This window comes from Amycolatopsis sp. NPDC101161 (genome assembly GCF_044768185.1).
In the GTDB taxonomy this organism is placed as follows: domain Bacteria; phylum Actinomycetota; class Actinomycetes; order Mycobacteriales; family Pseudonocardiaceae; genus Amycolatopsis.
Genome location: NZ_JBIWPI010000006.1, coordinates 370,075 through 384,382, shown reverse-complemented (window position 1 = coordinate 384,382; position 14,308 = coordinate 370,075). Strand labels below are relative to the sequence as shown.

The 14,308-nt window shown below is 72.4% G+C and carries 15 protein-coding genes; 7 read left to right on the top strand and 8 right to left on the bottom strand.

Annotated features, from left to right (window positions below; translation table 11 throughout):
* Nucleotide 1 precedes the first annotated feature (1 nt).
* Nucleotides 2-1,918, bottom strand: coding sequence for a DNA primase (gene dnaG, locus ACIRSS_RS40365; RefSeq protein WP_400904679.1), 1,917 nt, complete (start codon nt 1,916-1,918; stop codon nt 2-4).
* A 322-nt stretch (nt 1,919-2,240) separates the two neighbouring features.
* Between dnaG and ACIRSS_RS40360 the strand changes: the two genes are divergently transcribed.
* Nucleotides 2,241-3,194 (top strand): sigma-70 family RNA polymerase sigma factor, encoded by a 954-nt coding sequence (locus tag ACIRSS_RS40360; RefSeq protein WP_400904678.1) that lies wholly within the window; start codon nt 2,241-2,243, stop codon nt 3,192-3,194.
* Here ACIRSS_RS40360 and ACIRSS_RS40355 read toward each other — a convergent pair.
* The 3 genes from ACIRSS_RS40355 to ACIRSS_RS40345 all read right to left on the bottom strand — a co-directional run bounded on the left by ACIRSS_RS40355 (nt 3,166) and on the right by ACIRSS_RS40345 (nt 5,946).
* Nucleotides 3,166-3,936 (bottom strand): hypothetical protein, encoded by a 771-nt coding sequence (locus tag ACIRSS_RS40355; RefSeq protein ID WP_400904676.1) that lies wholly within the window; start codon nt 3,934-3,936, stop codon nt 3,166-3,168. The genes ACIRSS_RS40360 and ACIRSS_RS40355 overlap by 29 nt on opposite strands.
* A gap of 63 nt (nt 3,937-3,999) precedes the next feature.
* Nucleotides 4,000-4,566 (bottom strand): carboxymuconolactone decarboxylase family protein, encoded by a 567-nt coding sequence (locus ACIRSS_RS40350; RefSeq protein ID WP_400904675.1) that lies wholly within the window; start codon nt 4,564-4,566, stop codon nt 4,000-4,002.
* 21 nt (nt 4,567-4,587) lie between these two features.
* Complete coding sequence (locus ACIRSS_RS40345; RefSeq protein ID WP_400904674.1) at nt 4,588-5,946, bottom strand: MFS transporter; 1,359 nt, start codon at nt 5,944-5,946, stop codon at nt 4,588-4,590.
* A gap of 24 nt (nt 5,947-5,970) precedes the next feature.
* Between ACIRSS_RS40345 and ACIRSS_RS40340 the strand changes: the two genes are divergently transcribed.
* Nucleotides 5,971-6,423, top strand: a complete 453-nt coding sequence (locus tag ACIRSS_RS40340) for a MarR family winged helix-turn-helix transcriptional regulator (protein ID WP_400904672.1) — start codon at nt 5,971-5,973, stop codon at nt 6,421-6,423.
* Here the strand turns inward: ACIRSS_RS40340 and ACIRSS_RS40335 are convergent.
* Nucleotides 6,420-7,097, bottom strand: coding sequence for a carboxymuconolactone decarboxylase family protein (locus tag ACIRSS_RS40335; protein ID WP_400904670.1), 678 nt, complete (start codon nt 7,095-7,097; stop codon nt 6,420-6,422). The two genes, ACIRSS_RS40340 and ACIRSS_RS40335, sit on opposite strands and share 4 nt — an antisense overlap.
* Before the next feature lie 103 nt (nt 7,098-7,200).
* On the opposite strand from ACIRSS_RS40335, the gene ACIRSS_RS40330 reads away from it, so the two are divergent.
* The 4 genes from ACIRSS_RS40330 to ACIRSS_RS40315 all read left to right on the top strand — a co-directional run bounded on the left by ACIRSS_RS40330 (nt 7,201) and on the right by ACIRSS_RS40315 (nt 10,030).
* Entirely contained in the window at nt 7,201-7,800 is a 600-nt protein-coding gene (locus ACIRSS_RS40330; protein ID WP_400904668.1) for a TetR/AcrR family transcriptional regulator, read from the top strand.
* A gap of 31 nt (nt 7,801-7,831) precedes the next feature.
* Nucleotides 7,832-8,176, top strand: a complete 345-nt coding sequence (locus ACIRSS_RS40325) for a VOC family protein (RefSeq protein WP_400904666.1) — start codon at nt 7,832-7,834, stop codon at nt 8,174-8,176.
* On the top strand, nt 8,169-8,558 hold the full coding sequence (locus tag ACIRSS_RS40320; RefSeq protein WP_400904664.1) for a VOC family protein: 390 nt from the start codon (nt 8,169-8,171) through the stop codon (nt 8,556-8,558). Before ACIRSS_RS40325 ends, ACIRSS_RS40320 begins: the two co-directional genes overlap by 8 nt.
* Before the next feature lie 71 nt (nt 8,559-8,629).
* On the top strand, nt 8,630-10,030 hold the full coding sequence (locus ACIRSS_RS40315; RefSeq protein ID WP_400904663.1) for a serine/threonine-protein kinase: 1,401 nt from the start codon (nt 8,630-8,632) through the stop codon (nt 10,028-10,030).
* A gap of 1 nt (nt 10,031) precedes the next feature.
* On the opposite strand, the gene ACIRSS_RS40310 is transcribed toward ACIRSS_RS40315, so the two are convergent.
* Complete coding sequence (locus ACIRSS_RS40310; RefSeq protein WP_400904661.1) at nt 10,032-10,571, bottom strand: DinB family protein; 540 nt, start codon at nt 10,569-10,571, stop codon at nt 10,032-10,034.
* 50 nt (nt 10,572-10,621) lie between these two features.
* Between ACIRSS_RS40310 and ACIRSS_RS40305 the strand changes: the two genes are divergently transcribed.
* Nucleotides 10,622-11,308, top strand: a complete 687-nt coding sequence (locus ACIRSS_RS40305; protein WP_400904660.1) for an alpha/beta fold hydrolase — start codon at nt 10,622-10,624, stop codon at nt 11,306-11,308.
* On the opposite strand, the gene ACIRSS_RS40300 is transcribed toward ACIRSS_RS40305, so the two are convergent.
* Complete coding sequence (locus ACIRSS_RS40300; RefSeq protein WP_400904658.1) at nt 11,309-13,120, bottom strand: glycosyl transferase; 1,812 nt, start codon at nt 13,118-13,120, stop codon at nt 11,309-11,311.
* Nucleotides 13,117-14,208 (bottom strand): serpin family protein, encoded by a 1,092-nt coding sequence (locus ACIRSS_RS40295; RefSeq protein ID WP_400904656.1) that lies wholly within the window; start codon nt 14,206-14,208, stop codon nt 13,117-13,119. Before ACIRSS_RS40295 ends, ACIRSS_RS40300 begins: the two co-directional genes overlap by 4 nt.
* Nucleotides 14,209-14,308: the final 100 nt, after the last annotated feature.

Here is a 14,308-nt window from a genome sequence, read left to right as displayed (position 1 = left end):
CTCAGCTCCACGTGCTGGCGGCCGCCTGCTCGCCCAGCGACTTCTTGTACTGCTCCAGCGCGACGAGGTCGCCGAACAGCGCGCGGTAGTCGTCCGGCGCTTCGACCGGCGACAGCCGCTGCAGCTTGCCCTTGATCTCCGCGATCTGCCGTCCGACGAGCCCCTCCTGGAGCCGCGCGAGGATCGAGGAGATGTACCGCGAGTCGACTTCGTCCTTGGCCTGCAACGGTTCCACGGCCAGCTCGGACAGCACGCGCCGGACCGTCCCTTCCGGACAGTGCGGGGCCGCCGCGTCGAGCAGCGCCGGGCCGGTCAGGCCCGAACCCGCGCCGCCCGCCTTCAAGACCGCCTCGTGGACGGCCACGTACACCGGGTGCGTGAACGCCTCCAGCGGCAGCGCGTCGTACTCCGGCCCGGCGATCGCCGGCTGCTGCAGCGCCGCCTTCAGCGCCTCGCGCTGGACGGCGAACCGCGGGTCCTTCGGCGCCGGACGGGCCACGTCCTGCGTCGGCGCGGCCGGGGCGGCCTGGGCACGCGCGGGCTGGCGCAGCGGCGCGCCCCCGCGCTTGTCGGTCGCGCCCGCGCTGCCGCGGACCCGGTTGACCACCTGGGCGACGTCCTGCCAGCCCACCCACCAGGCGAGCTTCGACGCGTAGCCGTCGCGGGCCGCGCGGTCCTTGATCGACGCCACCATCGGCACGGTCTTCTGCAGCGCCGCGACCTGGCCGTCGACCGAGTCGAGGTCGTAGTTCTTGAGCGTGCTGCGGATGACGAACTCGAACAGCGGGGTGCGCCGCGCGACCAGGTCCTTCACCGCGCTGTCGCCCTTGGCCAGGCGCAGCTCGCACGGGTCCATGCCGTCCGGCGCGACCGCGATGTACGTCTGGCCGGCGAACGTCTGGTCGCCCTCGAAGGCCTTCAACGCGGCCTTCTGGCCGGCTTCGTCACCGTCGAAGGTGAAGATCACTTCGCCGCGGAAGGCGTCGTCGTCCATCATCAGCCGGCGAAGCACCTTCATGTGGTCTTCGCCGAACGCCGTGCCCGACGACGCGACCGCCGTCGGCACGCCCGCCGCGTGCATCGCCATCACGTCGGTGTAGCCCTCGACCACGACGACCTGGTGCCGCTTCGCGATCTCGCGCTTGGCCAGGTCGAGGCCGAACATGACCTGGGACTTCTTGTAGATCGGCGACTCGGCGGTGTTGAGGTACTTCGCAGAGATCCGGTCGTCGTCGAACAGCCGCCGCGCGCCGAAGCCGACGACCTCGTTGCCGACGTCGCGGATCGGCCAGACCAGGCGCCGGTGGAAGCGGTCCATCGGGCCGCGCTGGCCCTCCTTGGACAGCCCCGCGGTGAGCAGCTCCTTGACCTCGAAGCCGCGGTTGAGCAGGAACTTCGTCAGCTTGTCCCAGCCGCCCGGCGCGTACCCGCAGCCGAACGTCTTCGCCGCGGCGGCGTCGAACCCGCGCTCGGACAGGAAGTCCCGCGCCGTGCGCGCCTCGTCGGTCAGCAGCTGCTCGGCGTAGAACTCCTGCGCGGCGCGGTGCGCCTCGATCAGCCGGCTGCGGCTGCCGCGGTCGCGCTGGATCGTCGCGCCGCCGCCCTCGTAGGTGAGCCGGATGCCGACCCGGTCGGCCAGCCGCTCGACGGCCTCCACGAACGTGATCAGGTCGATCTTCTGGACGAACTTGATCACGTCGCCGCCCTCGCCACAGCCGAAGCAGTGGAAGGTGCCGTGCGTCGGGCGGACGTTGAACGACGGGGTCTTCTCGTTGTGGAACGGGCAGAGGCCCTTCAGGCTGCCCCCACCGGCGCGGCGCAGCGCCACGTACTCCCCGACGACCTCGTCGATCCGGTTCCGCTCGCGCACCTCCGCGATGTCGCTCTCCCGAATCCGTCCTGCCACGGATACCACCATAGATTGGACCTCATCCGGCGGGGGAATCGGACCTCGCACGAATCGTCGGGTTCGAGGTTGACGTCACCCGCCGAGCGCGGGCATCGTCCGCGTTCGGACGCGCCAGAGCCCCGCGACGCGCGTTCCGCCACGTCAAGGCGTGGCCACGGCCAGGGGCCGGCAGCAGTGTGACTGTCCGATCGACACCCAGTGCCACGGCGGGTGCTGGTGCGCCCGCCGTGCGAAGCACTAGCCGGAAGGTTCACCGGACGCCGCGGCGCCAAAGGTCCGATCGAGAAGCGAATCGGCTACAAGATGCGACCTCATCCGGCACACTCGGGGCATGGTCTCCACGCCCACCGCCCAGGACACGCTGGCCACGCGGTTCGCCGAGCACCGCGGTCACCTCATCGGGGTCGCCTACCGGCTGACCGGCACGCGCGCCGACGCCGAGGACGCCGTCCAGGAGTCCTGGCTTCGGCTGGCCGGGCTCGACGACGCCGGCCGCGCGGCGATCCGGGACCTGCGGGGCTGGCTCACCACCGTCGTCGGGCGGATCTGCCTCGACCGGCTCAAGTCGGCCGCGGCCCAGCGCGAGAAGTACGTCGGCAACTGGCTGCCCGAGCCCGTCGTCACGCCGTTCGGCCGGCCGGTGAGCGAGGACCCGCTCGACGTCGCCGTGCGCGACGACGGGCTGCGGATGGCCGCGCTCGTCGTGCTGGACAAGCTGACCCCGGAGCAGCGCGTCTCCTTCGTGCTGCACGACGCCTTCTCGGTGCCGTTCGCGGAGATCGCCGACGCGCTCGGCATCTCGGTCGACGCCGCACGCCAGCACGCGTCCCGCGGCCGCAAGGCCCTCGCCGACGCCGACCCGGCGCCGCGCGTGCCGCTGGAGGACCAGGCGAAGATCCTCGAGAAGTTCGTCGTCGCGCTGCAGGCCGGGGACATCCGGGCGATGACCGAGCTGCTGGCCCCGGACGTCGTGCTCGTCGGCGACTCCAACGGCAAGGGCCGGACCACGCGCCAGCTCATCGTCGGCGCGGACAAGATCGTCCGGTTCCTCGTGGGCCTCACGGGCAAGTACCCGCCCGGGGTGCTCACCGGCGGCCGGCCCGTGCTCGTCAACGGCGATCTCGGGGTGTACCTCGCTCCGCAGCCGGGCCAGGACGGCTTCTTCGCCCTCGACGAGCACGTGCAGGCGATGACCGTCCGCGACGGGAAGATCGTGGCGATCTACGACGTGGTCAACCCGGACAAGCTGGCCCGGATCACGCGTCCCGGCGACGAGCCCGCGTGATCCCGCCCGCCAGCAGAAGCGCGGCGAAGGCGCCGAAGTAGGCCAAGGCCCAGGCCGGGGGCAGCGGCGAGTCGGACAGCACCGCGGCGTTGCCGCCGTCCCGGCCCGCGTTCGCCTCGCCGGAACCGCTGAGGAACTTCGTGACGGCGTTCAGCGGCAGCCACCGGTGGATCACGTGCCCGGCCCGCGGGATCAGCTGGACGACGTTCTCCGCCATCAGCGGGTAGGCCACGAGCACGGCGACCGCCCCGGCGGTGTGGCGCAGGAGCAGGCCGACGCCTACCCCGCCGACCGCGGCCAGCGCGAACACCGGACCGGTGCCGGCGACGATCCGCCAGTCCGCGACGCTGTCCAGGGCCAGGTCGGCGTCCGGGGCGAGCACCCGCGCGACCAGCCAGGCCGCGAACGCGGCCGCTTCGCCGATCCCGAACGCGTACCCGGCGACGAGCGCGGCCTTGGCCAGCAGCACCGGCGTCCGGCTCGGCACGGCCTGGAAGGTGCCGTGGATCGTGCCGGAGTGGTACTCGCTCGTCACCGCGAGCGCGCCCAGCACCAGCACGGCGACCAGCGCGAGCTGGTAGCCGAACTGAGTGCTCGCGACGGTGGGCGGCAGCCCGGACTCGGTGGCGGTGAGCGCCGTGAGCGCGGCCGGGAACGCCAGCGCGACGAGCGCGAAGACGCCGCACACCCAGGGCGTGGCGATGCTGAAGAGCTTGATCCGTTCACTGGCGACGAGGTGCATGCCCGGAACGGTCCCGCGGCGGACCCCGGCGGCGCGTCCACCCGGGGTCCGATCCCCGGGGTCCTACGGGAGCGGGACGCGGCAGGCGTCGCCCGAGGTGAAGCCCTGGTCGACGATGCCGAGCGCGCTGTTCATCCGGGCGCGCGAGTTCTCCAGCGCGATCTGGTAGGTCAGCTCGACGACGCCGGCCTGGCCGAACTCGCGCTCGAGCTCGGCGACCTGCTCGTCGGTGACCGTGACCCGGTCGCCCGACATGGCGTCGGCGTAGGCGATCGCGAGCCGTTCCTGGTGGCTGAACGCGGGCGAGGTCGCGTAGTCGTCGATCTTCTTCAGCCGCTCGATGTCGAGGCCGTCGTGCTTCTGCAGCATGGTGCCGAAGTCGACGCACCACGAGCAGCCGATCCGGGTGGCGACGCGGTAGACGGCGAGCTCGCGCACGTTCGCGGGCACCTTCTTCGACGCGCGCCCGGCCAGCGTTTCGTGCACCGCGTAGGTGCGGAGCAGGGCCGGGTGGTGGGCGGCGACGGCCATCGGCTCGGGCACGGCGCCGTACCGCCGGCCCGCGAACCGGTACATCAGCTTGAGCACGAGGCCGACTTCGGACGTCTTCTTCGCGGGGATGCGAGGCATCGCGTTCTCCTTCGTTCGCGGTCACGACGGGGACGAGACCGCGTCGGAAGACGTGACAGCGGGCGCGGTGACGCAGGCCGCCAGCATGAGCACGGCCGCGGCGGCGAACACGACGGTGAGCCCGGCGGCGCCGAGCCCGCCGGTCGTGGCCAGCGCGAGCCAGCCGAGCACCGCGGCCCCGGCCAGCCCGCCGGCCTGCCGGGCGAAGGTCAGCGACCCGAGGGTGACGCCCAGCAGGTCGCGCCGGGCCCGCGTCTGGCCGAGGACGGTGTAGGCGGACGTGCAGGCCGCGAAGGCCGCGCCGATCGCGAACAGGCCCGGCGCGAGGAGCCACGGACTGCCGCCCAACGCGGCCGCGACGGCGATCCCGGCGAGGCCGGCCGTGCCGAGGACGCAGCCGAACCGGCCCCACGCGGGCAGGTCCGGGTGCCGGCGGGCGAGCGCGGCGAAGGAGGCGGACAGCACGAGCTGCCCGGCGGTCATCGCGACCAGCAGCAACCCCGTCCCGGCCGCGTCCGCGTCCAACGCCGCGACGAGCGCGACGTAGGTGAAGGTGCCGTAGAGCGCGGCGCCGGCCAGGCCGTTGACCACCACCGCGCGCGCCAGGACGGCGTCCGCGAACACCTTCGGCGAGATCAACGGGCTCTTCGCCCGGCGCTGCCGGCGCGCGAACAGGAACCCCGTCACCACCGCGGTGCCGGCCAGCACCGACGTCCACAGTGGACTGTGCGCGTGCGCGTCGACGGTCCCGAGCGCGACGACCGCCGCCCCGGCGGTCACGAGCAGGAAGCTGCTTCCGACGTCGAACTTTTCGGTGGTACGACGGGGTTTCGCAGGCAGGCCGCGCAGGCCCAGCACCAGCGCGGGCACGCACAACGGCAGGTTGACCAGGAAGATCCACCGCCAGCCCGGCCCCGCGGCGAGCAGCCCGCCCAGCGGCGGGCCGCCGAGGGTGGCGGCCGCGAACACCGCCGTCTGCCAGCCCTGGCGGCGCAGCAGCTCGTCACGCTCGAACAGCTCGCCGAGCGCGCTCATCGCCGTGACGATCAGGCCACTGCCGCCCAGCCCCTGCAGCGCGCGGGCGGCGACCAGCGAGCCGAGGTCGGGCGCGGTGGCGCACCACGCCGAAGCCGCGGCGAACACGAGGACCGAGCCGGCGAAGGAGATCCGGCGGCCGTAGAGGTCGCCGAGCCGGCCGTGCAGCGGCGTCGCGACGGTGAGGGTGAGCAGGCCGGCGGCGGTCACGGCGACGAGCCCGGTGCGGGCGTGCAGGTCGGCGCCGATCGATGGCAGGGCCGCGGTGACGATCAGGCCGTCGAGCTGGGCCATGGCCATGCCGAGCAGCAGGCCGGCGAACGCGAGGTTCCGAGATGCGTGCATAAAGCACACGTTATAACGTGCCTTATGCACGCATCAAGCTCCACTGGTGGCCCCGCGCTGTTCCGCCTGGTCCGACATTGGGCACGCCAGTGGGCCCCGGACGTCGTCGAGCGCTTCGCCGCGGACGCCCCGCCGGCGTGGACGGTGCCGAACCTTTTCGTCATCCAGGCGGTCGACGGCACGTCGGGCGACGAGGTGACGGTCGCCGACGTGGCCCGTCAGCTGGGCATCGACCGGTCGGTGGCCAGCCGGATGGTCGCCGAAGCGGTGCGCGACGGGTTCGTCGTGCGCTCGACGTCGTCCCGCGACGCCCGCCGCGCGGTGCTGACGCTCACCGAAGCCGCGAAGGAGTTCCTCGCGGCTTCGCAGGCCCACCAGCGTCAGGCGTTCGAGGCGCTGGTGGGCCACTGGGACGCGGCGGATCGCGACCGCTTCGCGGGATATCTGACGCGGCTCGCGGACGAAGTCCTCGGCTAGCTCAGAATCGCGTTCAGCGCTTCCCACGCGCGCCAGGCTCGCGTGACGCCGAACTGGGCGTTGAACCGCAGGGCCGCGCGCACGTCTTCCGGCGACGCGCCACCGCGCAGCGCGCGCCCGACGTGGATGCGGAACGTGTCCTCCAGGGTCTGGTAGTGGACGTCGACACTCAGGCTGACCAGGCCGCGCTCGCGTTCGCTCAGCGTGCCGGGCCCGTGCCCGGCACGCATCCGCGACTGGAGGTCGAAGTAGCCGGTGAAGTGCGGGTCCAGCTCGTTCAGCCGCGTCCGCACCTCCTCCGGCAGCGGGCTGGGTCCGTCCGGCACCGGTTCGGGTTCCGCCAGCACCGGGTCGATGCCCAGTTCCCCTTCCAGCTCGGCGATCCGCTCGATCCCCGCCGTCGCGGCGTGGTAGCCGCAGTCGTACGAGACGAACCGCAGCAGCTCGCGGACGTCCGAAGTGGACACTCCGGCGGCCAGCCCGGCCCGCACGTGGGCGCTGAACGCCAGGCCCAGGCTCGCCTGGCAGACGTCGGCGGTGACGCAGAGGAACGTCTTCTCCCGGTCGGTCAGCTCCGGGATCGCCCGGACGTGCTTCGCGGTGGCGCCGACCAGCTGGGCGAACGCCGGGTCGAGCGCGGCGAGCCGGTCGAGGCTCGTTTCGGTCGTGGTCAAGGTCGTGCTCCCTCAGTGTGGTGAACGTTCGTAGCGCTACAGCTGTAGTGCAATTGACGCTACACCTGTAGCGCGATGGGTGTCCAGCTACACTGGACCGACCATGACCGGAACCCGCCGTCGCCCCAACGCCCGCGGCCAGGGCGAACTGCTGCGTGACGAGATCGTCACGGCCGCCGTGCGGATGCTCGAGGAGCTGGGCGACGACGAAGCGCTCTCGCTGCGCGCCGTCGCTCGCGAGGTGTCGATCGCGGCGACGTCGGTCTACCTGCACTTCCCCGACCGCGACGCGCTGGTCCTGGCCGCCATGCAGCGCTGCCACGAGGACCTCGTCGGCACCGGCGACGCGGCCGCGGCCCGAGCGCCGGACCCGGCGGCCGCGCTCCGCGCCCGGATCCTGGCGCAGGCGGAGTGGGCGCGCGCGCACTCCGGGCTCTACAAGGTGCTGCACGAAAGCAAGGTCCACCGGCGCCACGGCATGCCGTTCAAGGAGGTCATGGTCGCCCGCACGACCGAGGCGGTCCAGGCGTGCATGGACGCGGGCCTGGCCCCGGCCGACGACGCCGCGACCGTCGCGATCGACCTGCGGACCGCCGTCAACGGCATGCTCGCCCAGCGGATCAACGAGCCGGACCTGCCGTGGCCGCCGGCGGTCGAGCAGGTCGACCGGTTCCTGGTGAAGCTGGTGGGCCTGGACTTGTGATCAGCCGGGGAACCGGCTTGGGTGGGCGGGTATGAGCCTCCAGACGGTGGTCCCCCGGATGGTGGTGCGCGACCTCGTCGCCGCCGTCGCGTTCCTGCGTTCGGTGTTCGGCGCCACCGGCGAGGTCGAAAGCGGGCGGCCCGCCGAGATCCACATCGGAGACTCGCTCGTCATGGTGTCGGCCGAAGGCGAGCGCGAGCTGTTCCCGGCGTTCCTGTACGTGTACGTCGCCGACGCGGACGCGACGTACCGCCGGGCCCTCGACTGCGGCGCGACGAGCCTCGAGCCACCCGCGAACACGCCGTACGGCGACCGCCGCGCGATGGTCCGCGACCCGTTCGGCAACGTCTTCCAGATCGCGCACCGGCGTGGGTGACCGCCTGCCGCGGCTGCGCCAAGTCGTCCTCGACGCGACGGACGCCCGGGCGCTGGCCGAGTTCTACCGGCGGCTGCTGGGGTTCACGATCCGCCCGGGCGACCCGGACGACTGGGCGGTCCTGCTCGACGCGTCGGGTACCGCGCGGCTGGCGTTCCAGCGGGTTCCATGGCTGCCGCCGCCGACGTGGCCGGACGGCCCGCGGCCGCAGATGCTGCACCTGGACCTGACGGTCGAGACGCGCACCGACCTGGACGAGCAGCACGAACGAGCGATCTCCCTGGGCGCGCGGCTGCTGGCCGACCACGCGGACGACCCGGAAGAGCCGCTGCGCGTCTACGCGGATCCGGCGGGCCACCCGTTCTGCCTCTTCGTCGGCTGATTTCGCCGGGCCCGTAACGCGCCACCGGCGGCGCCGCGACTTCGGGGGTAGTCCGCCTCCGAAGGAGCCCTGTGAACCCGGAATTCGGGCCGTACCGCATCGAACGGCCGATCGCGCGCGGTGGCATGGGCGAAGTGCTGCGCGCCCGCGACACCCGGCTCGACCGGGTCGTCGCGCTGAAGGTGCTGCCGCCCCACCTCGCCGCCGACGAGGAGTTCCGCGAACGCTTCCGCCGCGAAGCCCACGCGGCGGCCCGGCTGCGCGAGCCGCACATCGTGCCGATCCACGCGTTCGGGGAGATCGACGGCCGGCTCTACCTGGACATGCAGCTCGTCGACGGCGAAGACCTGGCGACGCTGCTGAACACGCGCGGGCCGATGGACGCCGCCGAAGCCGTCGACGTCGTCGGCCAGATCGCCCAGGCCCTCACCGCCGCGCACGCCGAAGGCCTGGTGCACCGGGACGTCAAGCCGTCCAACATCCTCCTGACCGGCACCGGGTTCGCCTACCTGGTGGACTTCGGGATCGCGCGGTCGCAGGAGTCGGCGACCGGGCTGACCGGCGCGGGCGCGGCCATCGGCACGCTCGACTACATGGCCCCCGAGCGGTTCACCGGCGCCCGGCCCGACCAGCGCGTCGACGTCTACGCCCTGGCGTGCGTGCTGCACCAGTGCCTGACCGCCACCAAACCGTTCGCGGCGACGACGGCCGCGTCCCTCCTGCACGCCCACCTGAACCAGACGCCGCCGCGCCCGAGCCTGCTGCGCCCGGGCCTCCCCGCGGCACTCGACGGCGTCGTGGCCCGGGGCATGGCGAAAAGCCCGGACGACCGGTACCCCACCGCCGCGGCGCTCGCGGCGGGCGCGAGAGCCGCCCTCGGCTCGCCGCGCGGCTTCGTGACACCGCCGGCGACCCAGGCCTTCACCCGGGTCGCACCGGAGGCCGCCCCGCGGCGCCGGACCGGGCTGCTGGTCGCGCTCACGATCGTCACGGTCCTCCTGCTCGGCGGCGCGGGCACGCTGATCGCCCTGCCCGCCCTGCTGGCGCGGACCCCGGCCGGGACGCCGACGTCGGCACCGCTCGCCGCACCGGTTCCGGCGCCCGTCCGCACGACCACCCCGGCCGCGCCCTCCCAGGTCACGACGGCCGGTGCGAGCCGGCCGGCCCCGGGTGATCTCGCCGGGTTCGTCGTCCACTACTACGGGCTGATGCCGGACACCGCCGCCGGCTGGGAGCTGATCGGCCCGAACCTGCGGCTGCGGACGCGGGACAGCTACGAGAAGTTCTGGAGCAAGTTCAGCGGCGCCGAGGTCGTCGGGACGCCCGCGGTCGAGGGCAGCACGGTGACCGCGCGGATCCGGCTGCACCACCGCGACGGCCGCCCGGACACCACCGAAACGCACGTCCTCGGGCTCGCCATGCGCGACGGCGAGCTGTGCATCGACTCCGACGCGCTCGCCAAGAGCGGGTGAGCTACTCCCCCGTGCTGCTGTCGATCGACTCGCGGATGAGGTCGGCGTGGCCGTTGTGGCGGCTGTACTCCTCGATCATGTGGACCAGGATCCAGCGCAGGCTCGGCGAAGTGCCGTCGCGCCGCGTGTGCTTCGAGGGCTGGGAAAGATCGCCGTTCGCCAGCGCTTCCGCGTACCGCTCGCGCGACCGCGCGACCGCGTCCGCCCAGAGCGCGCGAAGCTGCTCCGGCGTGTCTTCGGTCGCGGAATCCCAGTCCCAGTCCGGGTTTTCGCGCCAGTCGACGGTGTTCCACGGTGGCGCCTGCTCGCGGTCGAACAGGACGCAGGAGAACCAGTAGTCCTCCACGTACGCGAGGTGCTTGAGCAGCCCGCCCAGCGTCAGCGTGGCCGGTGGGTGCGTCGCGCGCAGGCCCGCTTCGCCGAGCCCGGCGCACTTCCACGCCAGCGTGTCGCGGTGGAAGTCGAGGAAGCCGAGCAGGATCGCGGCTTCGTCGCCGTCGACGGGCGGCTCGGTCCGCCCCTGGTCGTCCACTGAGGTCACGGGCGCCGACTCTACCGAAATTGTCGGACCCCTCCACTAGGTTTCCGGGCATGGCCGAATTCGTTCTGGTGGCAGGAGCTTGGCTCGGTTCGTGGGCGTGGGACGACGTCGTCCCGGGGTTGCGCGAAGCGGGTCACGGCGCGCACGCGGTGACGTTGTCCGGCGTCGCCGAAAACCGCGAAGTGCCCTCAGGGCAGCGAAGGCACGTGCAGGACATCGTCGACGTCGTCTCGCGAGGCGACCTGCGGGACGTCGTGGTGGTCGGGCACAGCTACTCCGGCATCCCCGCCGGGCAGGCGGCCGAGCGGATCGGCGACCGGCTGAGGCGCGCGGTGTTCGTCGACTCGAACGTGCCCACGGATGGGAAGTCGTTCACGTCCGTCTGGTCCGAGGCGCAGGTCGCGGCGCTCACCGAGCGCGGCTTCTGGCCACCGCTGACAGCGGAAGACTTTGCCGGTCAAGGACTTTCGGACGCCGAGATCGCCCGGATCGTCGAGGGCTCGACCCCGCACCCGGCCGCGTCGCTGACCGAACCGGCCGAGCTCGCGCGGCCGCTGGGCGAGCTCCCGGCGACCTACGTCAAGTGCCTGCTCGACGGGGAAACGCCCAGCCCCGACGTCGTCGAGCTGCTGAAGAGCGACCGGTGGGAGCTGGTCGAGATGACCACCGGCCACTGGCCGATGTTCTCGCAACCGAAGGAGCTGACCGCGATCCTGCTCGACGCCGCGAAGGCGTGATCACGGCGTCAGCGCGCGCACGTCCCAGACCCACACCCCGCCGACGAACTCCGCCGGCTTCCGGAGGAGGAGCTCCACAGTGGACTTCAACGCTTCCTGGTTCTGCCGCGGCCCGACCACGAGCACGTCGGCGTTCCAGGCGCGCAGGTCGGCCAGCGCCTGGGTGCGGTCGGCTTCGGTGACGTCCGCGGCCTGTCCGGTCTTCTCCACCTCGGCGAACAGGTCCGACGTCGGCAGGGGCACCGCGCCGTAGCGGCCGCGGCGGTCGGTCGGCGAGGTCGGGCCGACGAAGTAGCCCTCCGGCATCGGGTAGCCGAGGCCCGCGTCGACCTGCCAGTGCAACGGTTCCGCCTCGCCGGTGCTGGGCAGCGGGACCGGCACCAGCGAACCGCCGGGGGCGACGTACTGGCGCCAGATCCCGTCGGCGAAGAAGGGCGGCGACAGCGGGCGTTCGTGCGTCACCAGCTCCGTCGGCGCGATGGGCAGCAGCACCGCCACCACCGCGCCGATCCACACCATGCGCAGGGGGAAACGTTGCTTGCCGTCGAGGGGTTCCGGTTGCTCGGACGCCGCCGTCCACACGCGGTGCGTCGCGATCGCCAGGAGCGCGCCGGCCACCGGGATGCAGCCCATCGCGAGCCGGGACTCGAGCAAGGAGTCCAGCAGCGGCAGCTGCCCCAGCCACTTCCACGGGCCGGGGACGCCGGTGTCGTCGTGCGCCACCGTGATTTCGACGCCCAGCGAAAGGAGGGCCATCACGTACATCGTGATCGCCAGCGCGCGCGAAACGACGTCGCGCCACAGCCAGATCGTCAGCACCACCATGAGGACGATCAGCGGCCAGCCGAAGAAGGCGTTCTCCTCGGTGCGGTTCATCGACACGTCCGCGGCCGCCTCCGGCGAGCCGGCGATCGACTGCGTCGCGAACCGGGTGAACGCCGCCGTGTCGTTGCCCGCCGAACCGTGCAGCAGCGAGTGGAAGCTCTGCGGGCCGAAGAACTGCCAGTACAACGGGAACCCGGCGACCAGCAGCGCGACGACCACGCCGACGCCGATCCCCTTGCCCAGCGGCGCCAGCATGCCGCGGATCTCGGCGCGGTGCGGGATCAGGTAGGCGATCGCGAAGACCAGGAACGTCAGCGCGAAGATCATCAGCGGTTCTTCGCCGAGGAGGATCTGCCACGCGACGAGCAGCCCGAGCCAGATGCCGTTGCGGATCGGCCGTTCGCCGTGCGCGATCTGGATCGTCTTGAGCGCGATGAAGGGGAGCACGAACAGCACGACGAAGTTCGGGTGCGCGTTGCCGTGCGAGATCATCGGCGGCGCGAAGCCGCAGAAGGCGCCGCCGATCGCGGCCGCCGTCCGGTTCGGCACCAGGTGGCGGGAGAAGACCCAGTACCAGCCGGTGGCGGTGCCGGCGAGGCCGGCGGTGAGCACGATCGCCCAGGTCAGCGTGGCGCCGAAGGTGAGCGTGATCGGGGCGAGCGGGATGTTGAGGCCGAACATCGCCGCGTTCGCCGCCATGTTGACGCCGTGCGGGTAGTTCTGCAGGTCCGTGGTGAACGGGTTCTGGAAGTGCAGGACGGACTTCGCGACGACCGTCGAGTACCACTCCCACTGGCTCTGGTCGGAGGCGCCGTTCCAGAGGTAGCCGCGCTTGAGGTCGAACCAGAGCCCGTTGTAGAGCAGGATCGTGAAGAGCAGGAAGCCGCCGGCGATGGCGGAGTCCTGCCACGCCCAGCGCTTCGGGCCTTCGGGTGGTTCGGGTGCGGGCGGAACGAGTTCGGGGACGGCTTCGGACTTCAAGCTCACGGTTCGACCACCCTGGCGATGAAGTGGAGGGCCCCGGTGCCGGCGTGCCGGACCAGCAGCAGGAACGGCCGGTCGACCGTCACGGTGACCGGTTCGTCGATGATCATCGAGGTGAGGCGCATGGTGAGCGCGGTCGCCGCGGCCCCCTCGAAGCCTTGTTCGTCCACCCGCAGCACGGCCTGGTGCAGCACCTCGGACACGGTGAGCCGCGGGTCCGGGGAGAGCCCGCTCAGGTCGGCCTCGTCGGTGAACATCGTGCGGACGCCGAGCCCGCGCAGCACGCCGGTGAGCGAGCTGGGGACGTCGAGCGCGATCTTGGGCAGCGCGAGCTCGACCGCCTTGGCCTTGATCCGGCCGAGCAGGCTCGTCAAGGTGGGCTGGTCGAGGGCGGCTTCGGCGTCGGCGAGGTCACCGTCGGGCAGCAGCACGACGGCCTGCAGGCCGCCCGCCGCGACCAGCTGCACGGCCTGCCAGCCGGCGGCGTGCGCGTAGCCGACGCGCTCGCCGAGCCACATGGTCGGCACGTCCCGCGTGCCGGACGGCGCGTGGAAGGGCGCGTCGGAGGTGTTCGCCTCGCGGAACGGCAGCTTCCAGGCGGCCTTGAGGTAGAGCGCGTTGACGAGCACGGCGGCGACGTCGCGGTCGATCGACCCGGGCGGCAGCAGCTGCGGGATGAGCCCGCGCGTGGTGCGTTCGACATCGGCGTTGACCAGGGCGCGCGCGGCTTCGGGGTCTTTCTCGAAGGGCGCGCTCGACACGGCGGCGCCGGGCCATTCGGCCAGCTCGGCCTTGAAGGAGTCTTCGAGCGGCAGCCGGTCGTCGGCCCACAGCGTGTTGGCGACGGCGAGCTCGGCCTGTTCGCCCCGGCTCTCTCCGACGAGTTCGGCGGCCTCGCGCAGGAGGGCGGTCTGTTCGCCGGGATCCCCGACCAGGGCCACTAGCTCATCCCGGGTCCGGCCCCGCGCGGCCCGCGCGGCGAGGGTCAGCGCACTGGCCACCGAGTAGGGGGAGAAACAGAGGTTCCCGCCCTCGGCACCGAGGGCCCGGTGGACGGCGAGGGCGAACCGGAGGTGGCTGTCCGTGGCCATGCGGGCGAGAGTACCGGAACGGCCGACCCCACCGGGCGGCTACGCGGAACTCCGCCCACGGGTGACAAATCCCCCACGGGTGATCGCACAGCCGGGTGCC

What these genes read in the sequence shown, in the direction of transcription:
- ACIRSS_RS40360 (WP_400904678.1), top strand. Translation starts at nt 2,241, where the DNA reads ATGGTCTCCACGCCCACCGCCCAGGACACGCTGGCCACGCGGTTCGCC.
- ACIRSS_RS40340 (WP_400904672.1), top strand. Translation starts at nt 5,971, where the DNA reads ATGCACGCATCAAGCTCCACTGGTGGCCCCGCGCTGTTCCGCCTGGTC.
- ACIRSS_RS40350 (WP_400904675.1), bottom strand. Translation starts at nt 4,566, where the DNA reads ATGCCTCGCATCCCCGCGAAGAAGACGTCCGAAGTCGGCCTCGTGCTC.
- dnaG (WP_400904679.1), bottom strand. Translation starts at nt 1,918, where the DNA reads ATGGTGGTATCCGTGGCAGGACGGATTCGGGAGAGCGACATCGCGGAG.
- ACIRSS_RS40345 (WP_400904674.1), bottom strand. Translation starts at nt 5,946, where the DNA reads ATGCACGCATCTCGGAACCTCGCGTTCGCCGGCCTGCTGCTCGGCATG.
- ACIRSS_RS40295 (WP_400904656.1), bottom strand. Translation starts at nt 14,208, where the DNA reads ATGGCCACGGACAGCCACCTCCGGTTCGCCCTCGCCGTCCACCGGGCC.
- ACIRSS_RS40355 (WP_400904676.1), bottom strand. Translation starts at nt 3,936, where the DNA reads ATGCACCTCGTCGCCAGTGAACGGATCAAGCTCTTCAGCATCGCCACG.
- ACIRSS_RS40325 (WP_400904666.1), top strand. Translation starts at nt 7,832, where the DNA reads ATGAGCCTCCAGACGGTGGTCCCCCGGATGGTGGTGCGCGACCTCGTC.
- ACIRSS_RS40330 (WP_400904668.1), top strand. Translation starts at nt 7,201, where the DNA reads ATGACCGGAACCCGCCGTCGCCCCAACGCCCGCGGCCAGGGCGAACTG.
- ACIRSS_RS40305 (WP_400904660.1), top strand. Translation starts at nt 10,622, where the DNA reads ATGGCCGAATTCGTTCTGGTGGCAGGAGCTTGGCTCGGTTCGTGGGCG.